General features: G+C 53.2%; 20 protein-coding genes and 5 pseudogenes. 19 read left to right on the top strand and 6 right to left on the bottom strand.

Annotated features, from left to right (window positions below; translation table 11 throughout):
- Nucleotides 1–372: pseudogene (locus ACIOZM_RS09905) on the bottom strand (transposase); the annotation flags it as partial.
- Between the two features lie 646 nt (nt 373–1,018).
- Between ACIOZM_RS09905 and ACIOZM_RS09900 the strand changes: the two are divergent.
- Nucleotides 1,019–1,429: a hypothetical protein gene (locus ACIOZM_RS09900; protein WP_401212687.1), complete on the top strand. Its 411-nt coding sequence runs from the start codon at nt 1,019–1,021 to the stop codon at nt 1,427–1,429.
- A gap of 95 nt (nt 1,430–1,524) precedes the next feature.
- On the opposite strand, the pseudogene ACIOZM_RS09895 reads toward ACIOZM_RS09900, so the two are convergent.
- A pseudogene (locus tag ACIOZM_RS09895) lies at nt 1,525–1,725 on the bottom strand (LLM class flavin-dependent oxidoreductase); the annotation flags it as partial.
- Between the two features lie 149 nt (nt 1,726–1,874).
- Between ACIOZM_RS09895 and ACIOZM_RS09890 the strand changes: the two are divergent.
- From ACIOZM_RS09890 to ACIOZM_RS09875, 4 genes are all read left to right on the top strand, one after another.
- A complete protein-coding gene (locus tag ACIOZM_RS09890) occupies nt 1,875–6,887 on the top strand; it encodes a hemagglutinin repeat-containing protein (protein WP_401212704.1) in 5,013 nt (1,670 codons plus the stop codon).
- Between the two features lie 16 nt (nt 6,888–6,903).
- On the top strand, nt 6,904–7,140 hold the full coding sequence (locus tag ACIOZM_RS09885) for a hypothetical protein (protein ID WP_401212684.1): 237 nt from the start codon (nt 6,904–6,906) through the stop codon (nt 7,138–7,140).
- 135 nt (nt 7,141–7,275) lie between these two features.
- Entirely contained in the window at nt 7,276–7,641 is a 366-nt protein-coding gene (locus ACIOZM_RS09880) for a hypothetical protein (protein ID WP_401212683.1), read from the top strand.
- A 69-nt stretch (nt 7,642–7,710) separates the two neighbouring features.
- Nucleotides 7,711–8,253 carry a hypothetical protein gene (locus tag ACIOZM_RS09875; RefSeq protein ID WP_401212701.1) on the top strand — a complete coding sequence of 181 codons (543 nt, stop codon included), beginning with the start codon at nt 7,711–7,713 and terminating at the stop codon, nt 8,251–8,253.
- A 390-nt stretch (nt 8,254–8,643) separates the two neighbouring features.
- Here ACIOZM_RS09875 and ACIOZM_RS09870 read toward each other — a convergent pair.
- Nucleotides 8,644–8,845 (bottom strand): annotated as a pseudogene (locus ACIOZM_RS09870) (LLM class flavin-dependent oxidoreductase); the annotation flags it as partial.
- 47 nt (nt 8,846–8,892) lie between these two features.
- Between ACIOZM_RS09870 and ACIOZM_RS09865 the strand changes: the two are divergent.
- The 3 genes and pseudogenes from ACIOZM_RS09865 to ACIOZM_RS09855 all read left to right on the top strand — a co-directional run.
- Nucleotides 8,893–9,287, top strand: a pseudogene (locus ACIOZM_RS09865) (S-layer family protein); the annotation flags it as partial.
- Nucleotides 9,283–9,741 carry an HNH/ENDO VII family nuclease gene (locus ACIOZM_RS09860; RefSeq protein ID WP_401212680.1) on the top strand — a complete coding sequence of 153 codons (459 nt, stop codon included), beginning with the start codon at nt 9,283–9,285 and terminating at the stop codon, nt 9,739–9,741. The pseudogene ACIOZM_RS09865 and the gene ACIOZM_RS09860, both read left to right, overlap by 5 nt.
- A gap of 26 nt (nt 9,742–9,767) precedes the next feature.
- Nucleotides 9,768–10,229 carry an SMI1/KNR4 family protein gene (locus ACIOZM_RS09855; protein ID WP_401212677.1) on the top strand — a complete coding sequence of 154 codons (462 nt, stop codon included), beginning with the start codon at nt 9,768–9,770 and terminating at the stop codon, nt 10,227–10,229.
- A gap of 49 nt (nt 10,230–10,278) precedes the next feature.
- Here ACIOZM_RS09855 and ACIOZM_RS09850 read toward each other — a convergent pair whose 3' ends face one another.
- Nucleotides 10,279–10,623, bottom strand: a complete 345-nt coding sequence (locus ACIOZM_RS09850) for a hypothetical protein (RefSeq protein WP_401212674.1) — start codon at nt 10,621–10,623, stop codon at nt 10,279–10,281.
- A gap of 208 nt (nt 10,624–10,831) precedes the next feature.
- Between ACIOZM_RS09850 and ACIOZM_RS09845 the strand changes: the two genes are divergently transcribed.
- The 7 genes from ACIOZM_RS09845 (at nt 10,832) to ACIOZM_RS09815 (ending at nt 15,739) form a co-directional block, all read left to right on the top strand.
- Nucleotides 10,832–11,242, top strand: a complete 411-nt coding sequence (locus ACIOZM_RS09845) for a hypothetical protein (protein WP_401212671.1) — start codon at nt 10,832–10,834, stop codon at nt 11,240–11,242.
- Between the two features lie 237 nt (nt 11,243–11,479).
- A complete protein-coding gene (locus ACIOZM_RS09840) occupies nt 11,480–11,626 on the top strand; it encodes a toxin C-terminal domain-containing protein (protein ID WP_401212698.1) in 147 nt (48 codons plus the stop codon).
- Nucleotide 11,627: 1 nt separating this feature from the next.
- The gene (locus ACIOZM_RS09835; protein WP_401212668.1) at nt 11,628–11,819 is read left to right on the top strand and encodes a hypothetical protein; all 192 of its coding nucleotides are present in this window, start codon (nt 11,628–11,630) and stop codon (nt 11,817–11,819) included.
- Between the two features lie 222 nt (nt 11,820–12,041).
- Nucleotides 12,042–12,575: a hypothetical protein gene (locus ACIOZM_RS09830; RefSeq protein WP_401212666.1), complete on the top strand. Its 534-nt coding sequence runs from the start codon at nt 12,042–12,044 to the stop codon at nt 12,573–12,575.
- A gap of 1,645 nt (nt 12,576–14,220) precedes the next feature.
- A complete protein-coding gene (locus tag ACIOZM_RS09825; RefSeq protein WP_401212664.1) occupies nt 14,221–14,574 on the top strand; it encodes a hypothetical protein in 354 nt (117 codons plus the stop codon).
- A 112-nt stretch (nt 14,575–14,686) separates the two neighbouring features.
- Entirely contained in the window at nt 14,687–15,103 is a 417-nt protein-coding gene (locus ACIOZM_RS09820) for a hypothetical protein (RefSeq protein WP_401212662.1), read from the top strand.
- A 474-nt stretch (nt 15,104–15,577) separates the two neighbouring features.
- Nucleotides 15,578–15,739 carry a hypothetical protein gene (locus ACIOZM_RS09815; protein ID WP_401212660.1) on the top strand — a complete coding sequence of 54 codons (162 nt, stop codon included), beginning with the start codon at nt 15,578–15,580 and terminating at the stop codon, nt 15,737–15,739.
- 95 nt (nt 15,740–15,834) lie between these two features.
- On the opposite strand, the gene ACIOZM_RS09810 is transcribed toward ACIOZM_RS09815, so the two are convergent.
- Entirely contained in the window at nt 15,835–16,878 is a 1,044-nt protein-coding gene (locus ACIOZM_RS09810) for an LLM class flavin-dependent oxidoreductase (RefSeq protein WP_401212658.1), read from the bottom strand.
- A 203-nt stretch (nt 16,879–17,081) separates the two neighbouring features.
- Here ACIOZM_RS09810 and ACIOZM_RS09805 point away from each other — a divergent pair.
- Nucleotides 17,082–18,122 (top strand): annotated as a pseudogene (locus tag ACIOZM_RS09805) (cache domain-containing protein); the annotation flags it as partial.
- Nucleotides 18,123–18,260: 138 nt separating this feature from the next.
- Complete coding sequence (locus ACIOZM_RS09800; RefSeq protein WP_401212695.1) at nt 18,261–19,028, top strand: methyl-accepting chemotaxis protein; 768 nt, start codon at nt 18,261–18,263, stop codon at nt 19,026–19,028.
- 140 nt (nt 19,029–19,168) lie between these two features.
- Here the strand turns inward: ACIOZM_RS09800 and ACIOZM_RS09795 are convergent, their stop codons facing one another.
- Nucleotides 19,169–19,654 carry a flavin reductase family protein gene (locus ACIOZM_RS09795; RefSeq protein ID WP_401212655.1) on the bottom strand — a complete coding sequence of 162 codons (486 nt, stop codon included), beginning with the start codon at nt 19,652–19,654 and terminating at the stop codon, nt 19,169–19,171.
- 323 nt (nt 19,655–19,977) lie between these two features.
- Here ACIOZM_RS09795 and ACIOZM_RS09790 point away from each other — a divergent pair, with 323 nt between their 5' ends.
- Nucleotides 19,978–21,384, top strand: coding sequence for a purine-cytosine permease family protein (locus tag ACIOZM_RS09790; protein WP_401212652.1), 1,407 nt, complete (start codon nt 19,978–19,980; stop codon nt 21,382–21,384).
- A gap of 223 nt (nt 21,385–21,607) precedes the next feature.
- The gene (locus ACIOZM_RS09785) at nt 21,608–22,708 is read left to right on the top strand and encodes a polyamine ABC transporter substrate-binding protein (protein WP_401212650.1); all 1,101 of its coding nucleotides are present in this window, start codon (nt 21,608–21,610) and stop codon (nt 22,706–22,708) included.
- Nucleotides 22,709–23,004 lie beyond the last annotated feature (296 nt).

Raw genomic sequence — 23,004 nt, 5'->3', positions numbered from 1 at the left:
CGGCAACAAGGGTGAGTGCGCAATCCATTTTCGCGACCGGGCGATCTCCACGGCCTCTTTGAGGATTTCCGCTCCCATCGTTTTCTTGCCCAGCATCCGTTGCAGTTCACGGATCTGCTTGAGCGCATCGCTCAGCTCGGAGGCCGGCACCACGGCCTCGTCCGCGCTGACCGCCGACAGGCTGCCGTCCTGATACAGCTTGCGCCACAGGAATAACTGGTTGACATTGATGCCGTTGCGTCGAGCGACGACCGACACACTTTGCCCTGGCTCAAGACTCTCGCAAACCATGGCCAGCTTTTGCTCCGGGCTCCAGCGGCGGCACCGCTCCTGGCCCAAAAGCTCTCCACTCTTGTCGTTGCTAGTAGTCATAAACATAACCGTTTGCCTATCCCTTATCGTAAGGGGGAAACGGTGTCCTGTCTTTCATGGGGCTCGTTCAGTAACCGGGTGCTGTTTCCGAAAGATTTCAATTGACCCTTCTTGGATAAAGCAATGAACGAGTGTAATTGGGAAGTTATAGAGGGGTTTTCATCTCCTAGGGAGTATGAACGATTTTCTGCCTGGATCACCGAACAGATTAAATCTGGGATTACAGAGCAGGCTCCTGTTCAGGACAGCCATGCTGGGCCAGGATTTGAAGAGAAATGGTTCAAGTGCATAGTGTCAAATGAAACGTGGAGACTGGTTCCCCCTCAAGCTCCTTTTCAAGGATATTGGGGGCCAGTTTAGAGAAGCCGGGTATTGAATTGGTGCAAAAGGCATTGATACACCCTCACGTATGACGGCAAGAGCGGTAATCAACCGCACTTGATGGGCCTGATGGATGCCGACCTACTCGCCAGTTCATTGGTAAACGTTGTGAGCAGCATGTTTACGTGTTTCCCAGCCGAAACAGCGAACTCCGGTGACGAGTTGATCCGGCGCTTCAACGAAATTTGTCTTTAGTTCATCACGAATAACGTGAGATTCCCGGTCCCTCGGCATAATCCCGTTATCTGGAAAAAGGAAACACCGCGTGAAACGTAATTTCTCTCTAGCTCTGATCGTCCTGGCCGTAACGCTGGGAGGCTGTGCCTCCAACAAGCCAGCGGTTGACCCGTCGCTGGTTGGTTCCTGGAAGGGCTTGCGGGCAGAAACCGGTAAATGCCAGTTCCTGTCCTGGAAGAATAACTTCAAACCTGACGGCACTTTCACCATCACCTTTTTCCGTGATGCCGAACAGACCCGGACAATACAGGCTGAGCATGGAACATGGTCGGCTGCCAATGGCAAGAACGAGTTGAGAACCGATGGCGTGCGTTTGCCGGATATCTACACCTACAAACTGATTGATGCCAATACGGTGCATTACACCAATGTGGCCGCAGACCCTTCCGGCGATTGTCCTGAAGAGTATGACTTCACGGAGCGCCGCATTCGCGGTTAAGCCCAGTTACGGGATGCGGAAAGGGACGAATTCACGCTGATGAATTCGTCCCTTTTTGTAGTTCGCGCGAGCAGGTTTTATGTCAAGCAGGCCGATCAGCGAAACGCCGGCACCACATTCTTGATAAACAGCTCCAGCGACTTCTTCTTCTCCGCATGCGACAAGCTGTTATCGCACCAGAAGCTGAACTCATCCACCCCCAGTTCCTGGTAGTACTTGATGCGCGGAATGATCTCTTCCGGCGTACCAATCATCGCCGTCTTGTGCAAGCTCTCCAGTTCTAACTCCGGACGTCCTCTTCCGGGCTCGGGGCAACGACGCCAAAGAGGCGAACGGTATTCGTCCGGTGACTCGTGTCACCGGCCTGCCAGACACTACGGCTCCGTCCAACCCACATAAATACTTGATCGAAACCAACCCGGTACTCACCGACCTCAAATCGTTCATGAGTTCGGACTACCTGCTCGGCAAACTGGGCTACGACCCTGATCAGAGCGCCAAACGTCTGGGCGACGGTCTCTACGAACAACGCCTGATTCAACAAGCCGTCACCGCGCGCACCGGCCAGGCCTTCCTCGATGGCCAGACCTCCAACGAGGGCATGTTCAAGTACCTGATGAACAACGCCATCGCCAGCAAGGACGCGCTCAACCTGTCGGTCGGCGTCGGCCTCACCGCGCAGCAAGTCGCGGCGCTGACCCACGACATCGTCTGGCTCGAAGAGCACGAAGTGAACGGCGAAAAAGTGCTGGTGCCGGTGGTCTATCTGGCCCAGGCCAACGGCCGCCTCGGCCCGACCGGTGCGCTGATTGCCGGTAACGACGTGACGCTGATCGCCGGTGAAAACCTCGATAACGTCGGCACGCTCAAAGCTACCAACAACCTTTCCGCTACGGCGGGCAAGGACCTGGTCAACAGCGGATCGATCGAGGCGGGCAATCGTCTGGATCTGTTGGCAACCAACAACATCGTCAACAAGGCTGGCGGCATTATTGCCGGACGCGATGTGACGCTGACCACGCGCACGGGCGATGTGATCAACGAGCGGACCATCACCTCGATGGACGACAAGTACGGCACCGTCACCCGGCATCAGGACTTTGCCGATAACGCAGCGCGGATCGAGGCGGCCAACGACCTGACCGTCAGCGCGGCCAAGGATATCAACGTTATCGGTGGCGTCCTGAAAAGCGGTCAGGACATGACGTTGAACGCCGGTCGCGATGTCAATGTGGCCTCCGTGCAGGTTAACGACAGCGCGTCGCTGGGCTGGAGAGGAGCTGTTAGCAGCGTCACGCAACTGGGCGCCGATATCGATGCCGGGCGTGATTTCAAGGCGGATGCCAAGCGTGACATCAGTGTGATTGCCAGTGACATTGAGGCCAAACGTAATGTGTCGATGTCGGCGACTGAGAATCTGCTGATCAGTTCGGCGGCTGACGAGGAGCACTCGCGTTCGGCAAACAAGAAAATGTCGCGTCAGGATGATGAGGTCAGACAGGTTTCTGCGACGGTGACGGCAGGTAGCACCGTAATGCTCAATTCCGGCAAAGACCTAGATCTGATTGCCAGTCGGATCAGCGCCGGGGACGAAGCCTATTTGACGGCGGGTGCCAATCTGATACTTCAGTCGGCGGAAGACAGCGACTACAGCTTCTACACCAAGACCAAGAAAAGTTCTTCGGGTAAGAAAAGTCGGCTTGATGAGACGGCCAGCACCACCAATATCGCGAGTTCGGTAACTGCAGGTGGTGACGTCAGCCTGGTAGCGAACAATGACGTCCTTATCAAAGGCAGCGAAGTTGCTTCTGAAAAAGGTGGAGTGAAGCTGGTGGCGGGCAATGATGTGCAAATCCTTGCTGTCACAGATTCGCAAAGTGTTCGCCATGAAAGCAGTTCGAGCAAAAAAAGCCTGGGTGGTCTGAAATCCAGCAAGGTGAAGGATCGAGTGTCCGAGACCCAAACCACTGCGGTCGGCAGCATGATCTCCGGTAATACCGTGGATGTTGTAGCTAACCGTGACGTCATGATCAGTGGTTCGGCCTTGGTGAGCACAGAAGATTTGGCTGTGCAGGCCGGTCGCGATCTGACCATCAAAGCGGCGGAAAACACCTTTACTCGAAACGAGTATCACAAGGAGAAAAATCGCGATCTGAGCGGTGTCCTGACGGCCAATAATCTGGGTGTAGATGACATCACCGGAAACCAACATTTGTCCGTCGGTAGCCAGAATCATACTGGCCAGTCGTCGCAGACTACGTTGACTGGCAGCACCATTGGCTCCAGCGCAGGCAATGTGAAGCTTTCCAGCGGTCGCGAGCTTAGCGTGATTGCCAGTGATCTGGTCAGCACCAAAGACATGAGCCTTATTGGCTCAAAGGTAACGATTGCTGCAGGCATGGAAAGCTCGAGTCAGAGCAGTACCGACAAATCCACTAACTTAGGGGTTGGTCGTGTCATTGGCGGCATGATCGTTGATACGGTCAATACGATTCACAACTCGGTCGAAGCAGCCAAAAACGCAGATGATCCACGCCTTAAAGCGGTCAAATACGCCCAGGCAGCCATGGCGTTGAACGACCTCGGCGGTATGGGGGGAGGCGCCGAAGGTGCAGGCTCCGACTATGGGAAGAAACAGGGTTCCGCCAGCAATGGCTCGTTGATAAAGATCGGTACTGAACTGGCGAATACCCACAGCAAGAGCATCAGTGAGTACAACAGTCAGACCGCCAGACAGAGCACGATCAATGCAGGCCAGAACCTGTTGATCATCGCTGATGGCGGTGCGCAGGGAACCGCCGGTGATATTCATATTGTCGGCAGCAGCTTGAAAGCCGCAGACACTGCTCTGATTGCCAAGAACGACATCATTCTGGAAAGCGCGCAGAACACGGCTGACTGGGCCAACAACGGCAGCAATAACAAAACCGCGATCGGCGCTAGCTTCAACCTGGGTGAGCAGAACGGCTTCACCCTTGATCTTGGGGCGTCTGTTGCCAAGAGCAAGGGAACCGGTAGCTCGGTCACCCAAGTCAATACAACTCTGGATACCGGCTCTCTTTCCTTGCACAGCGGCAACGATACGACGCTGGCAGGTGCACAAGTTCGAGCCGACAGTATCAAGGCTGTGATCGACGGCAACCTCAACATCACCTCTCGTCAGGACATCGAGACCCAGAGCAGCAAGCAGGGCAGTGCCGGTATCGGCGCGAGTATTTGTATTCCGCCATTTTGCTATGGTGCGCCGGTCACCGGGTCGGCAAGTCTTGCCGCTGGCAACATGAACAGCGACTACAAGGCCGTGACCGATCAGAGCGGTCTGTTCGCCGGCCAAGGTGGATACGACATCACTGTTGGCAAAAACACCACCCTGCAAGGCGCGGTCGTTGCCAGTGAGGCGACACCGGACAAGAACCTGCTCAGCACTGATCGCCTGTTCGTCAGTGACATCAAAAACACGAGTGATATCAGTGCCCAGTCGGCCGGCATTTCCCTGTCTTATGGCGGCAAGTCCGGCACCAGTGTCGGCGGCAGTATTCCGCTGGCGCTTGAAGATTCGGATCAGAGCAAGACCCGCAGTGCTGTCAGCGAAGGCACCATCATTGTTCGTAATACGGCAGGCGTGAATGATCTGGTCGGGCTGAATCGCGATACCGCCAACGCGAATGAGGGCCTGGACAAACCTGATCAGAAAGCCATTCAAGAGCGGATTGATCTGATTCAGAGCACGGTCTCGCTGTCGAGAAACATCATCGGCAAAGTGGCCAACGCCCAGCAGCAAGCGGCCGCTGACAAAATGAAGTCAGCCACTACTGCCGAGGAGCGTCTGGCGGCGCTTATTGAGTACAAAAGTTGGGACGTGGGCGGCGACAAACGCATCATGGCGGATGTTGCGGCAGGTTTGATTGCTGTGGGGCTGGGAGGCGTGGGCGGCACGACGGCCATCGGTATCGTCGCCAACACCACGGCCAACGATGCGTTCAAAAAAATCGGGGATTACGCCGACAAGCAGGCTCGCGATGCTACTGATGACGTGACGCGAGCGGCGTGGGGCGAAGGCGGAGCCGCACGCGTCATGCTGCACTCGCTGGTTGGTGCGGTGATGGGGTTGTCGGGCAGCAGCGTCGCCGCCGGCGCATTGGGCGCAGGCGTTTCTGCTGCTCTGATGCCAATGATTGTCAAGGCACTGAAAGATAGCGGTCTGAATGACAAGCAGCAGGATGCATTGGCCACCTTGATTGCTTCGGGTCTTGGCGCGGCAGCGGGGTCTGGTGGCGGAGCAACGGGCGCAACGACTGCGGTTACCAGTTCAACTGGTGTTGAGATGTTCAACCGCCAGTTGCACAAGCAGCAGGAAATCCCGCTGCTGAAGAAGAAAGCTGAGGAGCTTCAGGGCTTGCTCGGGAAGCCGCGTTCGAGCGCTCGCTGGGAAGATTTGTTGATGCTCGCCGCCGGTGCAGAAGTTGATGCTGTCGGTCTGGAACATCTGAAAAGCGTAATGCAAAAGGCTGTCGGTAATGACCCGGAGTCCTTCGCCTTCGCTGAGGATATGGATCACGCCTATGCGGCAATGACCCAGTTGTCCAATCAGAAAATCCCGCTGACCTGGAGCGATGGACGACCGATAATTGCCAACGGTGCACCGGTTTATGCGTTCAGTGCGACAGACGCACAATTCAACGACTCCACCTTGTTCAACGCTGCTGGGACTTATGGCCCGGGAGCGGTCTACCAGCACTGGAGCCAATTTGGTAGGGACCAGACCGCTCAGTATGAAAATGAACTGTCCAATATTTCCACTTACGCATCGGATATATCAGACGCTGCAGAGCGGTTGTCGACAATTGCGAACAAGGGAATCCTGTCGGTAAGCGCGATCGATGATGCGATTCTCTCAATGACTGGCCTTCGAGGTGGCAAGGCCGTTATTGATGTGATCCTGGAGGTGCTGGCAAAGAGGCAGGCAGCTAAGGATCTTGCGTTTGCGACTTCGAAAGGCGCACTGCGGGGGCCTGCACTCAACCCCACTGTAGAGCAGATTGCGGCCGCTGAAAAATTGGGAGTAGATCCTCGGTGGATTAAGCCTGACGGGAGTGTCGATTGGCCTACGAAGGCAAACAATAGTTTTGATTATGGGTTCAATGGGCCTCCAGTGAGTACCGAACTCAAACCTGGTGCGACATTTGATAGATATGGCGGTCGTTTTGATTCTGAAGGCAACTTTTCGGACAGGGGGACATTCGTGGCGCCGAGGGATGTGCCCTTTGATCAGCGAGCCCTGCCCGATTCAACGCTGAATTCGCCATATCGGCAGTATGAGGTTATAAAGCCTCTTCCAGAGGTACAGTCGGGCCAGGCTGCTCCTTGGTTTGGAAAACCGGGACTGGGAACTCAGTATCAACTACCCATGAGCATCGATGAGTTGTTGCTGAAAGGGTATATCAAACTCATAACGTAACCTTAAGGTGGGATTCGTGAAGATTGATAAGATAGTCGATTGTTTTTTTAAGTACGCAAATGAGCAAGGGAAACCCTATAAGGCGTTTCCCTTGGGAACTGAAATAGAGGAATTTGGTGCGCCCTATATCGAGATTTCTGACGAAGGGAAATTTGCCTTGGTTGCGAGAGATCGAGGTGTTGAACAGCTTCGGAAAGAAACCACTTCGCCAGAAGTCATGGCGCAGTGGATTTTTGAACTTTTTAATCACTAATGTTAATGGGGTAGCGCTTGCGACGTGTGAAAGGGGGCAGGCCACGTTTAAAGCGCATTCAGTATTGCTTTCTAAAATGTCAATTTGTATATGAACGCTAACCCTATATTGTCATGAGGTTTTGAGAGGCTGGTCATGTCAGCAATTTTAAGTTATAAAGAAATAATGCAGCGAATGTTTTACTACTATCCAATTTATTGCAGGACTAAGATTAGGAAGAACAAAAGTTCGGGTTTTTCCTGGGTTGAAGGGGAGCTTGAAGTCGGTTATGCATTAAATGATATGGAAGAAAGCTTTGTTAATCCTGTTGAAGATCTAATGCTCCAGACTGCCGGGCTTGTGTTGTCGGCGGGAAGAGAGCCCAAGGTCGCCTTTGATTTCGCGGTTGCCCATATAAAAGGGATTATTGAGGTGCATGGGTTAGCTTTTCTTATGTCGCAGTTGTCTGAACAGGATGCTCTGCAGATCAAGTTGGACTTGCAACTTTTAGATATTATTTAACTGTTGCTGCAGGGCATGTTTATTGAACTCGATAAATTTTCCTGCTTTGAAAAGCGGTAATGAAAATTGATTAAAATCGGACTTTTGCTTCCCTTGGTTTTCCTAATTGCAGGGTGCCATTCCAACGTCAGAGATTTCTTCCCCAGTTTCCTGAGCGATGGCGTCCAGCTGCAGCAAAAAATGGTCACGCCAGATCCCCCATACGCCAAAATCATCATGAAAGCGTCAGGTTACACATACCCTGTCGAGTTCTCGGTGCGCCGGGCGGCAGATCCTGACCAGCGAATGGAAGTGCTGGGCACCGTGGTGGATTCCGGGCGAGGCCAAGTGTTCGGCTGGATCGCCAAGCTTAACGAAGCGGCCAATAGCGCCACGTTTAAACATTTCCCTCAGTTGGAAACTCAAACCAACGCTGATGAACCCATCGTGGTTTCGGGGCATTCGACCGGTATGGGCAACGGGAATACCTACAGTTGCGGACCACTGAACAGTAGCTTTACGCCTGAACGAAGCAAGGTCTACCTGGTGGAATTCCAGTTTGTCGGTCAGGGTTGCGAGCAGCATGTTTACGATGTCACCCGGCCGGGTCAGCGTACTCTCATCGGGGCCTGACTCACTTGAAATTAAACATTAAACTCCCTGAAAACCTCGTCACTGACGATTTACTCAGAAAGCAGCGTATTCCTTGCCTTTGCAAAATTTCAACGCGGTTCGAAATTTCCTTCTCGGATACAGGCCCGGAATCGATCGGGGTCGTATTCGGTTGGAGTCGCCGGGGCGGGTGTATGCCAACAGCCTGATTACATTAAGCAAAGTTGGCCAAGACCTTTACGAGATCATTGATCTTGAAATGTTCTACCGTAGCTTTGGCTGGTGCACTGTTTTACAAAATGGACAATGCGCATCTCCCGGAAATTTCTGGGACGAAGAGTTCACTAAAAACTAAAACGCCCCGAGCACTGTCGGGGCGTTTTCATTTGCGAGGCTCAATCAGCAGAACACTCACCGAAACGCCGGCACCACATGTTTGATAAACAGCTCCAGCGACTTCTTCTTCTCCGCATGCGGCAAGCTGTTATCACACCAGAAGCTGAACTCATCCACCCCCAGTTCCTGGTAGTACTTGATGCGCGGAATGATCTCTTCCGGCGTACCAATCATCGCCGTCTTGTGCAAGCTCTCCCAGTTCTAACTCCGGACGTCCTCTTCCGGGCTCGGGGCAACGACGCCAAAGAGTCGGTCGATACCCGCCCGGTGACTCGTGTCACCGGCCTGCCAGACACTACGGCTCCGTCCAACCCACACAAATACTTGATCGAAACCAACCCGGTACTCACCGACCTCAAATCGTTCATGAGTTCGGACTACCTGCTGGCCAAACTCGGTTACGACCCTGACCAAAGTGCCAAACGTCTGGGCGACGGTCTCTACGAACAACGCTTGATTCACAAGCCGTCAACGCGCGCACCGGCCAGGCCTTCCTCGATGGCCAGACCTCCAACGAGGGCATGTTCAAGTACCTGATGAACAACGCCATCGCCAGCAAGGACGCGCTCAATCTTTCGGTGGGTGTTGGCCTCTCGGCGCAGCAAGTGGCCGCGCTGACTCACGACATCGTCTGGCTCGAAGAGCACGAAGTGAATGGCGCCTGCGGAGGCTGCAGCTTTATCACGGATCGAAAAGGCTATAAATTATCTGTCCGGCGGTGCAAAAGGAATAGGGAGCTCTACAGAGGCTGGCTCTGTTTTTACTCAGCAACGTAATTTTTGGTCAAAAGATTCTATTCAGTTTAGTGGGAATAAGGTCTATCAACGGAATGGTTTATTTGATCCTAATTTGCAAACTAGTTGGCGTGAAGGTGGCAAGGTCATAACAGGTAGTAATGCTGAGCGTATGGCCTCTGGTCGAGCGCCCATCGGTGTAGATGGCAAGTCGGTGAACCTGCACCATATGACGCAAACACAGTCAGGGCCTATTGCAGAAATGACGCAAAGTTTTCACCAAACCAATAGCGCAACTATTCACATTAACCCTAATACAATTCCTTCTGGTATTGATAGGGCAGCTTTTTATAAATGGAAAGTGCAGTACTGGCAGTAACGATCTACAGATTTTAGGAATTGAAAATGAGCCAAGTTACGACGCATCAAATTGAGGATTTAGTATCACAGCATCCTGATACCGTGTGCTTTGGTAGTCAGGCCGATTGCGTGGGTGATGACTGGATTGAGAAGGCCGAGCAGCGTCTAGGGCTTGAACTGCCAGGGTCGTACAAGTGGTTTTTAAAGACGTATGCGGGTGGCAAGATTGGTACTGAAGAAATTTACAGTATCTATGGCGTTGACTTTGAGAGTGTCAATGGGGGGGATATTGTCTATCAGCATATTGTGGGCATAAAAAATAATCTGGTAGATGGCAAAAAGCTTGTGATTAGCGAAACTGATATGGGGGAAGTCTTTTTCTTTGACTATTCGAAGTTTAAAGATGGTGAGTGCCCCGTGAGTCTTAGGCTTCCGTCTGGCGAGAATGTTAATTACGCTACAGATTTTTATGAGTTTTTATATAAACGAATTTCTGCTCATATTTGATAGATATCCTCATCCTACACCGGTCATGCGCCGGTGTTGTTTTATCTGCTTACTGCAAAACCTCCCGTCCCTCGCTGCTCGCTTTGGTCGTGGCCTGAGCGATCAAGGCATCGAGCATCTGCGCCACAAATTTCTGCTGGCTCTTAGGTAGCTGGTCGATGGCTTCCAGTTGCTGCTGCCATTTCGGAGCAGGTCCACGCTTACGCACGGTGGTTTCCTGCTGCTGACCAAACAGCTCTTCGAGTGAGCTCGAAAGCAGCCGGGCCAACTCTGACAACGCCGCGGCCTGAATCTGGGCCGATTGACCGAACCGGAATACCTGCTGTTGCACTGCTAGGGACTGGCCCATAGATACACCCTCACGTATGACGGCAAGAGCGGTAATCAACCGCACTTGATGGGCCTGATGGATGCCGACCTATTCGCCAGTTCATTGGTGAACGTTGTGAGCAGCATGTTTACGTGTTTCCCAGCCGAAACAGCGAACTCCGGTGACGCGTTGATCCGACGCTTCAACGAAATTTGTCTTTAGTTCATCACGAATAACGTGAGATTCCCGGTCCCTCGGCATAATCCCGTTATCTGGAAAAAGGAAACACCGCGTGAAACGTAATTTCTCTCTAGCTCTGATCGTCCTGGCCGTAACGCTGGGAGGCTGTGCCTCCAACAAGCCAGCGGTTGACCCGTCGCTGGTTGGTTCCTGGAAGGGCTTGCGGGCAGAAACCGGTAAATGCCAGTTCCTGTCCTGGAAGAATAACTTCAAACCTGACGGCACTTTCACCATCACCTTTTTCCGTGATGCCGAACAGACCCGGACAATACAGGCTGAGCATGGCACATGGTCGGTTGCCAATGGCAAGAACGAGTTGAGATCCGATGGCGTCCGTTTCCCGGATATCTACACCTACAAAGTGATTGATGCCGATACGGTGCATTACACCAATGTGGCCGCAGACCCTTCCGGCGATTGTCATGAAGAGTATGACTTCACGGAGCGCCGCATTCGCGGTTAGCTCAAGTGAGGCTATTGCTTTTAAACACAGCCTTTGACGTCGCTCCTTATCGCCATTTATCCTGCGCCACTATATTGATATCGATTCAGCTCGAGACTCGCGAAATCAGAGACAACTGGTGTCCAACCTGTTGATCAAGCCAACTGGTCTCCTTGGCCCATTGATCGCCTCCTGCCAACTCGCTCGGCGTCAGCCCGCCCTCCTTGAGGTTCTTCGCAAAAGCCGTGGCCAGACGGTATTAAGCTGGGGAGTCGTTATATTACTAGAGACCTTGATGGGCATAATGGTGGTGCTCGGAAGATGGCAGATTCAGTTAAGGCTCTTGGTCGTAAAGAGACACGATCAGCAACCTTCGATGCAAACTTAAATCACATTGGAGATTGATATGAACGATAAAAAAACTCCCGACTGGATTGGTCGGGGGAAAACCATTAAGCAACTTATCGCTGAGATGCAATCTTTCGAAAATAAAAATTTGTTGGTTGAAATATCAACTGATGATGGTGTGACTAAAAAACCGATTAGCTTGGTTGTGAAGTCTGGTGATGCTTGCGTATTAGTAAATTGCGAGCAGTAGAATAAGGGGACGGATTTATTTACCTAGTCGTTCTAGAGGCAAAAATGAAGCTGTCCATTGGTCTTTGAATGAGTGGTTGAGTTGAGGCGTCGGCGATATGTGGGATGCGAAAAATGGAGCTTGGTTGCCGGGAGGTGGTCATCAAGTTAATTTCTTGGATAAGTATCCTCGGACTACTCCAGAACTTTATGAGGTTGATTTGGATTCGGTGAGGTGGCTGAAATGACAGCGCTGATAAATAAAATCATTACTGTTTTAGAACTCGAGAATGGAGTCGTATTTGAACGATTTGTTCGTTGGGATGGGGTGCGCACTTGCTTTGAAGATATAAAAAAATATATTCTCTGTTCGGGAAAATATGAAGTAATAAAGCGTCGGCAATATTTGGTATTGGATAATGGCGCTGAAGTCGAAATCCCAGTGCATGAAGTGCTTAATCTGCTACCCGATAGAACAGGAGTGTTGGTGGTTTTTGCAGAGGAGCCGTCAAAATTCAATTGTCCGGAATTTCCTTGGTTTTTTAACTTTCCTAATAATGCAGCAATTTATAATGCTGATGGATCATTGCGTTTTCAACTGCAAAGCTCTCATGGTGAAGGCAGCTATATAGGTGCTGTGCATTACGCTGCAATGCCCAATAATCCTGATGCGTTAGGTGTGTTGGTAGGCTCTGTAGGTCATGACCCCGAGTGGCTTTATTTGGTTGGTCCTAACAGTCTGAAATTAATCCCTACAGGGAAGTGGGTTCGGTATTGATTTCAATAGATAGTTGGGTCAACTTAAGTACGTCATGAATGGCGAAAGAAAGGGGGGGATTTATCTGATATAAATAGATCTGTCGCCTCTTTCCCATTGTTTAATGCTGCCGGGGCTTATGGGCAAAGAGCGGTTTCCGAGCAGTGGAGCCAAGTTGGCCGGGACTAGGCAGTTCAATATTGATGGGGCCAAGTAATCAGTTCGAGTCCGCTGAAATGAAGCCAAAAAATATTGATTTGACTCTTAAGCGAATGATTGAACTTCTTCGCGCGGGCGCGGACGTGGAGGCTTGAGTCGGTTCGGGCATATTTTTTCAGCGATCCTAAGTATGCCTCTGTTCATTGATTGACGGATAAGGTATTGGATCAACCACTTACAATGACTGTGACCATTAACAAACAGCAGTATGAGCAGATGCAGAGGAGTTAGCTTCTGGAAGAAACCCGCCCTCTGCTCTGGGGGGGCACGGATACTCCGTTAAGCTCTGTCGCGGAAGTTCAAAATAAGCGTGCAGTTTCTGAGGAGTTTAAAAACGGGGCATTGTTTCAAGTCGAGTTTACGGTTAAACCAGGCGAGGGGATTCGTGGGGGGGGCCGTGGGCGACATGTGGGGCGCGCTTAATGGAACTCGCTTGCCTGGTGGTGGACATCTGGTGAATTTTATGGATAAGTCACCCCGTACTAATCCTGAATTATATGAGGTTGATATGACGTCCATGAGGTCATTGCGGTGAGCTATTTGATTGATGAAGTTAGGACGAGGTGGGAGTTCGATAGTGGGCTGCTCCTTGAGCAGTATGTTCGTTGGGACGGGGAATGTACCAGTTTCGACGAAACAAAAAAAATTATGGCATACGCCCAAAAACATGTGGTCGTAAGTTTTAAACGAGTGTTGGTCTTGGATGGTGGCGCTGAAGTTGTTATTCCAATAAATGAGACGCCTCATATTCTATCCCGATAGAACAGGGGTGTTGGTGGTATTCAACAAAGTTCCTTCCACGTCGTGTTGTCCGGAGTCCCCCTGGTTTTTTAACTTTCCTAATAATGCGGCAATCTATAATGGTGACGGGTCATTGCGCTTTCAACTGCAGAGTGCTTATGGTAAGGGTAGCTATATAGGTGCCGTGCATTACGCTCCTGAGCCCAATCATCCTGATGCATTAGGTGTTTTGGTAGGCTCAGTAGATCATGATCCGGAGTGGCTTTATTTGGTTGATCCTAACAATCCGAAATTAATTCCTACCGGGAAGTGGATTCGATATTGATTTCAATAGATAGTTGGGTCACCTTAAGTACGTCATGAATGGCGAAAGAAAGGGGGAATCTGATATAAATAGATCTGTCACCTCTATTCCATTGTTTTAATGCTACCGAGGCTTATGGGCAAGGAGTGGTTTCTGATCAGTGGGACCAATTTTGCTGGGGCCAGACAGCTCGATATTGATGGGGTCCAAGTAACCAGTTCGAGTCAACTGAAATGAAGCTAGAAAATATTGATTTGACTATTAAGCGAATGATTGAATTTCTTCGCGCGGGCGCGGGCGCGGAGGCTTGAGGCGGTTTGGGCATATTTTCTCAGCGATCCTAAGTATGCTTCTGTCCATTGATTGAGGGATAAGGTAGTGGATCAGCCACGTACAATGAGTATGACCATTAACGAAAGTCAGCTTCTCGGGATGAGGGCCGAGATGAAGGATGGTGGAAATCCATCCTCGGCTCTCGGGGGGTGGGCGACTGACACGCCAATAAAATCTATAGCGGACGTTCGGAATAAACTCGGAGTTCCCGAGGAGTTCAAAGGTGGTAAATTGTTCCAGATTGAATTTACGGTTAAACCGGGTGTGGGTACTCGAGAGGGTGCCGTAGCCGATATGTGGGATGCGCTCGATGGAGTTCGCTTGCCTGGAGGAGGGCATCAGGTGAACTTCATGGATAAGTCACCTCGAACTAATCCTGAGTTGTATGAGGTCAATATGAAATCGCTGAGATCGTTAGAGTGAGTAATTTAATTAGTGAAGTGAGAACAAGGGGCGAGTTTGAAGACGGACAGACCTTCGATGAGTTCATTCGTTGGGATGGCGCGAGCACGAGTTTTGAAGAGCAGAAAAAAATATGATCTATGCTCAAGAGCATAAGGTGATCAGTGTTCGACAGGCTTTGGTACTTGATAGTGGAGTGGAGGTTGATATTCCAATTCACGAGCCGCTTAATATTTTGCCAGATAGAACTGGTGTGCTAGTGGTTTTTAATAAAGTGCCTTCTAAGTTTAGCCGTCCCCAAGCTCCCTGGTTTTTTGCTTTTCCTCATAACGCTGCAATCTATAATGCAGACGGCTCATTGCGCTTTCAATTGCATAGCCGTGAAGGTGAAAGCAGTTACATTGGTGCCATCCACTGCGGTGCGATGCCCGAACACCCGGAAATGCTAGGTGTTTTAATTGGTACGGTTGGCCATGATCCAGAATGGCTCTATTTGGTTGATCCTGGTAGTCCGGAGCTAATCCCTACAGGAAAGTGGATTCGATATTGATTTCAATAGATAGTGTGGATCAACTCAAGTACGTCCTGAATGGCGAAAGAAAGGGGGCGATTTATTTAATATAAATAGATCTGCCACCTTTTTCCCATTGTTTAATGCTGTCGGGGGGGGCTAAGCATGTCGTTATCTGCAATGATCATCTCATCGGAAAAATTGACCGCGAAGATTTTGAAGAAATTCTCCAGTCCAATGGCGGATCCGTCAACGTCGGCAAGCTTTTTCGGGGCACTATTGGTGAGGGCAATTCAGATATATGGCTGACCTTGCAGTCAAAGGATACTTTTGAAAAGTTTTATGACTCCGAAGATCTTCAAGAGTGGCAGGATGTGTTGGGGGGTGCCCCGCAGACATTGATTGAAGTTGATCTGGATCATACTGAACACGCCAAGGTAATGTATGTGAAGGTCTTTTTGAGTTTTGCAAACAGATGGCCTTGTGTTTTACATGACGTGGACGATGCCATATTTGTCTTTAGTTCATCACGAGAAACGTAGCGTGCGTTTGCCGGATATCTACACCTACAAACTGATTGATGCCGATACGGTGCGTTACACCAATGTGGCCGCAGACCCTTCCGGCGATTGTCATGAAGAGTATGACTTCACGGAGCGCCGCATTCGCGGTTAAGCCCAGTTACGGGATGCGAAAAGGGACGAATTCACGCTGATGAATTCGTCCCTTTTTGTAGTTCGCGCGAGCAGGTTTTATGTCACGCAGGCCGATCAGCGAAACGCCGGCACCACATGCTTGATGAACAGTTCCAGCGACTTCTTCTTCTCCGCATGCGGCAAGCTGTTATCACACCAGAAGCTGAACTCATCCACCCCCAGTTCCTGGTAGTACTTGATGCGCGGAATGATCTCTTCCGGCGTACCAATCATCGCCGTCTTGTGCAGGCTCTCCAGCTCAAACTCCGGACGTCCGGCAAACTTCTCTTCCGGGCTCGGTTCGAGGAAGCCATTCACTGGGGTTTGTTTGTTGCCGAACCACGCATCGAAGGTGCGATAGAACCGCGAAATCGCTTTGGCGCCGACTTGCCAGCCGTCCGGATCGTCTGTGGTGTGGACGTGGGTGTGGCGCAGCACCATCAACTGTGGGCGTGGCACGTCGGGGTTGTTGTCGAGTGCGGTCTGGAATTTGTTTTTCAGGTCGAGGACTTCTTCGTCGCCCTTCATCAATGGCGTGACCATCACGTTGCAGCCGTTGGCCACGGCGAAGTTGTGCGAGTCGGGGTCGCGGGCGGCGATCCACATCGGCGGGTTTGGCTTCTGAATCGGTTTCGGCACGCTGGTCGACGTCGGGAATTCCCAGATGTCGCCGTCATGGGCGTAGTCGCCTTGCCACAGGGCGCGCACCACTGGGACCATTTCGCGCAAGGCCTGGCCGCCGCTTGAAGCGGGCATGCCGCCAGCCATGCGATCGAATTCAACTTGATAGGCACCGCGAGCCAGGCCGACTTCCATGCGTCCGTTGCTGATGACGTCGAGCAGCGCGCATTCCCCGGCGACCCGCAACGGGTGCCAGAACGGCGCGATGATGGTGCCGGCGCCGAGGTGGATGGTGGTGGTTTTTGCCGCGAGGTAGGCCAGCAGCGGCATCGGGCTCGGCGAGATGGTGTATTCCATGGCGTGGTGTTCGCCGATCCACACGGTGCTGAAACCACCGGCCTCGGCCATCAGGGTCAGCTCGGTCAGGTCTTCGAACAGTTGGCGGTGGCTGACGCTTTCGTCCCAGCGTTCCATGTGTACGAACAGGGAAAATTTCATGACGCTACCTCGGATCTTTTGTTGTTGGCCGGTCGCTTGCGGGCCTGTCTAACTGGCGTGAGCGTGGAACGCTCGCGAGTCTTATCACCATTCAAGCACGCCTTCGAGGACGGCTGGTCGGTTGATTGAATATTGGTATACCATAATACGGAATATCCGCAAAATATTTCTGACCGACACTTCGAACAAGGAAGGCGCTGTAGATGAACATAAAACAAAAATTGACCTTGGCATTCGCGGTGATCGCCAGCGTGCCGGTGTTGCTGGTGGCTGTGTTGATCATCCTCAACGTCCGGGATGGGGCGCGTGACAGTTTTATCGACAGCACCGGGCGCGAGGTGCGCCAGGTCGAGAACGCGATGCAGTTGTTCTTTGAGGGCATCAGCCAGAACGTCGCGTATCTGGCGGAACACCCGCAGTTGCAAGGCATCGACGGTAACCTGAAACGTTATCTGGCAAGTGATGCGGCGCAAGTCGCGATGGGCGCGCAGGATCAGCAGATATTCCAGTTGTTCGCCGGGCTCGCCAAGGCGCATCCGGCTTACGCGTATCTGTCGTTGGGGACGGAGCAGGGCGGTTATGTGTTCTGGCCGGGCGATCCGAAACTCGCGAGTTACGATCCGCGTACCCGTCCCTGGTACAAAACGGCGATGGCCAATCCCGGCAAAACCCTGCGCACCGATGCTTATTACTGGGCGGCAGATGACGTGGTGCTGGTGAGTACCGTGCGCAGCTTCAACAATCAGTTGGGCAGCAATGCCGGGGTGGTGAACATTGATGTGTCGCTCAAGCAATTGACCGATCTGGTCAAGCAGATTCGCCTCGGCGACAGCGGTTATCTGCTGCTGATGGAGGCCAACAACACGGTGCTGGTTGACCCGAGCGATCCAGCGCACAACTTCAAAAAACTCACCGATCTGGGTGACGGTTATCAGCAACTGGCGGCGGCCGGTAAAGGTCTGGTGGAGGTTGAGTTGGCGGGCGAGCGCTACATGGCGTTTGTCTGGCCGTCCGAGAAGCTGGGCTGGCGCTTTGTCGGGGTGGTCAAGGCCAGTGAAGTGATGGCCGGGGCTACGCGACTGACGTGGATTATTGCTGCCATTGCGCTGGTTTGTGCACTGCTGTTTGCGACGGTCGGAGCGTGGTTTGCCGGGTTGATGGTCAAGCCGATTCGTGGGGTGGCCAGTGGTCTGGAAGGCATTGCGCAGGGCGAGGGTGATCTGACGGCGCGACTGGATGTGCGGGGGCAGGACGAAACGGCGCAACTGGCGGGCTGGTTCAACCAGTTTCTGGAAGCGATTCGCACGCTGATCCAGCGCATCGGTCAGGCGGCGGGGCAGATTCACAGCAGTTCCGGCAGCGCCACCGAAGTTTCGGCGGAAATGGCCGAAGTCGCTTCACGCCAGCGCGAGGCGGTGGACATGGTGTCGACGGCGTTCCATGAAATGGTCGCCACTTCCAATGAAGTTGCACGTTCATGCAGCCAAGCGGCGGACTCTGCGGACAATGGCCAGCGTCAGGCTCACACCGGGCAGCAGCAGATCGATGCGGCGGTGAACAACGTCGGGCGGTTGAGTCAGGAGATTGGCCACAGTGCCGAGTCGATGCAGCAACTGGAGCAGGACAGCAACGACATTCAGTCGATTCTCGGCACCATCCGTTCGATTGCCGAGCAGACCAATCTGCTGGCGCTCAACGCTGCGATTGAGGCCGCGCGGGCCGGTGAGCAGGGACGTGGTTTTGCTGTGGTTGCGGACGAGGTGCGAGCGCTGGCCAAGCGCACGGCGGACTCCACCGGCGAGATTGACGCCTTGCTCGGCAACCTGGCGCGGCGCACGCATCAGATGGGCAAGCAGATGCATGCGAGTCTTGAGGTGTCGCAGGAGACCGTGGTGTCGATCAACGAAGCGCGGGCGAGTTTTGGCTTGATTCGTGAATCAGTGGACGTGATCCGCGACATGAACACGCAAATCGCCACAGCGGCGGAGGAGCAGCATCAGGTGGCCGAGGATATCAATCGGCATATCAGCCAGATTCATGGGGACGCGCAGTTGGTGGCAAGTCTGGCGGATTCGACACGCCAGGATGCGCAGAATCTGACGGCGTTGTCGCAGACGTTGAATCAGTTGGTGAGTCGGTTCAGGACGTAAACCTGACTAGTCCAGACACCACAAAAAATTGTGGGAGCTGGCTTGCCAGCGATGAGGTCAGCACAGTCAACATTGATATTGACTGATCTGACGCTATCGCTGGCAAGCCAGCTCCCACAGGATTATGTGTTGAAGATGAGTCAGGCGAAAACGGGCAGGGCACCCATCTTGCCGTGGCAATACACCAGCGGCCCGGCGTTCTGCTCGGGCACGATCAGATTCTTCACCGCGCCGACCATGATCGCGTGGTCGCCACCTTCATATTCGCGCCACAACTCGCACTCGATGACTGCCGTCGCGTTGGCCAGAATCGGGTTGCCCAGTTCGCTCAATGTCCACTCGATGCCTTGCGCCTTGTCCTTGCCTTTACGGGCGAAGGCGTAGGCCTCGCTTTGCTGGCCGCCGGACAGGAAGTGGATCGCAAAGCGCTTGTTCTTGATCAGCACCGGGTAGGAATCAGAGCTGTAGTTGGGGCAAAAAAGCACCAGCGCGGGGTCCATCGACAGCGAACTGAACGCGCTGGCGGTCAGGCCGACGATTTGCCCGTCTTCGTCCAGGGTGGTGATGACGGTTACGCCGGACGGGAACGAGCCCATGACTTGTTTGTAGATAGCGGCATCGATCATTCGGCAGTCCTCGGGTGGTGTAACGCGATTTTTATGATTTGTTCGTCTGATGGTATACCGTAATACTTTCTTTGCAAGGCCTTTTCAGGTGAGCCGATAAACGTGATGACTTCGTCGGAAAGTCAATGTTTACGGGGCTTTCGACTGGCCAGAGGGCGTTGATATCAGCGAGGATAGCGGATCAGATAGCGCTGGAGACTACGGATCAGTCTTGTGAAAAGTTTGGAATACCATAATATGGCTCGCATCTGAGGGGCGGCCAAAGAGTCCCCCCGGTTTGGCTTCATACAAAGATAAGAACAGACAAACTCGAGTTCATACCCATGTCCCAGATGTCCCGGCAAGATCCGTTGATCGAGAATCACACGGTCGACTATGTTCCACTCGCGGAACGCCACGGGAAGGCCCGCGACCTTTTCACCCTTTGGTTCAGCACCAACATTGCGCCACTGCCCATCGTCACCGGCGCCATGGTGGTTCAGGTGTTCCATCTCGATCTGCTGTGGGGGCTGCTGGCGATTGCGCTGGGGCACATGATTGGCGGAATCGTGATTGCTCTGGCGTCGGCGCAAGGCCCGCGCATGGGCATTCCGCAGATGGTGCAGAGTCGTGGCCAGTTCGGCCGTTATGGCGCGCTGCTGATCGTGTTTTTTGCCGCGATCATCTACATCGGCTTCTTCATTTCCAACATCGTCCTGGCGGGTAAATCCATCGTCGGCATTGCGCCGTCGGTGCCGGCGCCGCTGAGTATTTTGATCGGCGCTCTCGGTGCCACGGCCATCGGTGTGATCGGCTACAACTTAATCCATACCCTCAACCGCATCGGCACGTGGGTGATGGGTAGCGCGTTGCTCGCCGGTTTCCTTTACATCTTCTGCCATGACCTGCCGGCTGACTTTCTGACTCGCGGCAGCTTTAACCTGTCCGGCTGGCTGGCGACGGTATCGTTGGGGATCATCTGGCAGATCAGCTTCTCGCCCTACGTCTCGGACTATTCGCGTTATCTGCCGGCAGACATCGGCATCGCCAAACCGTTTTTCGCCACCTATCTGGGTGCGACGCTGGGCACGATTCTGTCGTTTTCCTTCGGCGCCGTTGCGGTGCTGGCGACGCCGGAAGGCACTGACGCAATGGAGGCGGTCAAGCAGTCCACCGGATGGCTGGGGCCGATTCTGATGGTGCTGTTTCTGCTCAATATCATCAGCCACAACGCGCTGAATCTGTACGGTGCGGTGCTGTCGATCATCACCTCGATTCAGACCTTCGCCAGTCAGTGGACGCCGAGTATCAAGGTGCGGGTGATGTTGTCGAGCGTGGTGTTGGCGGGTTGCTGCGTGGTGGCGCTGGGCGCGTCGGCGGACTTCATCTCCGAGTTCATTGGCTTGATTCTGGCGTTGTTGCTGGTGCTGGTGCCGTGGGCGTCGATCAACCTGATCGATTTCTACCTGATCAAACGCGGCGCGTATGACATCACTTCGATCTTCCGTGCCGATGGCGGCATTTACGGGCGCTTCAACCTGCACGCGATCATCGCCTACTTCATCGGCATCATTGTGCAGTTGCCGTTCGCCAATACTTCGCTGTACGTCGGCCCTTACGCCAATCTGGTGGATGGCGCGGACCTGTCGTGGCTGGTCGGGCTGATTGTGACCTGCCCGTTGTATTACTGCCTGGCGACCCGTGGCCAGACGCAGCAGAGCAGGGCGGCGAAACTCGGCTACACCGACTGAAACTCCTCTCCCGGTCAGGAGGGGGATTTTTCTCCTCCTGACAATTGGCCATATCGATCCCCTTTTGGCCAACCTCCCACTGTGATCTCACAGCGCTGTCAGCAAGAATCAAACTGTCGAAGAACAATCAGATCTTTGCTGCGCCTTACCCTGGCTGTTTTACAGCCGCTGCCGTGTACAGAACAAAAACCATCGAACTACGCCGCAATCGGGGAAACAAACCATGGTCACGATGAAACGCATTCTGGGCGCCACTGTGTGTGGGCTGACGCTGCTGGCCAGCGCCGTGCACGCCGAACAGCGCGAACTGCGGGTGTACAACTGGGCGGATTACATCCTGCCTTCGGTGCCCAAGGATTTCGCTGCGAAAAGCGGCATCAAAGTGACCTGGGACACCTTCGACACCAACGAATCGCTGGAAGCCAAACTGCTCACCGGTAACTCCGGGTATGACCTGGTCGTGCCGTCGAACCAGTTCATCGATACGCAGATCAAGGCCGGCGTGTTCCAGAAACTCGACAAGTCCAAACTGCCGAACTGGAGCCACCAGGACCCGGCGCTGCTCAAGCTGCTGGATGCCAACGACCCGGGCAACCAGTACGGCGTGCCTTATATGTATGGCACAGTGCTGATCGGTTTCAACCCGGCGAAGGTCAAGGCTGCACTGGGCGACAACGCGCCGGTGGACAGCTGGGATCTGGTGTTCAAACCCGAGAACATGGAAAAACTCAAATCTTGCGGCGTAGCGATGCTCGATTCGCCGTCGGAAATTCTGCCGCTGGCCCTGCATTATCTGGGGCTCGATCCGAACAGCCAGAACCCCGCCGACTATGAGAAAGCCAAAGAGCTGATGCTGAAGATTCGCCCGTATGTCACCTACTTCAACTCGGCCAAGTACATGACCGACATCGCCAGCGGCAATATCTGCGTGGCCATCGGTTACTCCGGCAGCTTCTATCAGTTCGGCAATCGCGCCAAAGAGGCGGGCAATGGCGTGGTGGTGGACTGGCGTCTGCCGAAGGAAGGTGCGCCGATCTGGTTTGATACTTTCGCCATTCCGAAGAGCGCGAAGAACGTCGAAGAGGCGCACGAATTCCTCAATACCTTGCTCGATCCGAAAGTCATCGCGCCGATTAGCGACTTCCTCGGTTATCCGAACGTGAACAAGGATTCGATGCCGCTGGTCAACAAGGAGATTACCGGTAACCCGAACCTGACACCGACCAGCGAAGCGCTGAAAACCCTGTACGTGGTTCAGCCATTGCCGCAAAAACTGGAGCGCGTACGCACCCGGGTCTGGACCAGCATCAAATCCGATAAATAGGATTCACACGATCCAAATGTAGGAGCGAGCCTGCTCGCGATAGCGTCAAGTCGGCCACCATCAAAGGTGAATGACACAGCGCAATCGCGAGCAGGCTCACTCCTACAGGTTTTGTGTTGTGATCAAAGCATTCAGCGTTGCCACGGACATTGTAGGAGCGAGCCTGCTCGCGATAGCGTCAAGTCGGCCACCATCAAAGTTGAATGACACAGCGCAATCGCGAGCAGGCTCACTCCTACAGGTTTTGTGTTGTGATCAAAGCATTCAGCGTTGCCACGGACATTGTAGGAGCGAGG

Source organism: Pseudomonas sp. NPDC087346, assembly GCF_044744235.1.
In the GTDB taxonomy this organism is placed as follows: Bacteria; Pseudomonadota; Gammaproteobacteria; order Pseudomonadales; family Pseudomonadaceae; genus Aquipseudomonas.
Note: the sequence above shows the minus strand (reverse complement) of the source record. Positions and strands in the feature narration are given on the sequence as shown.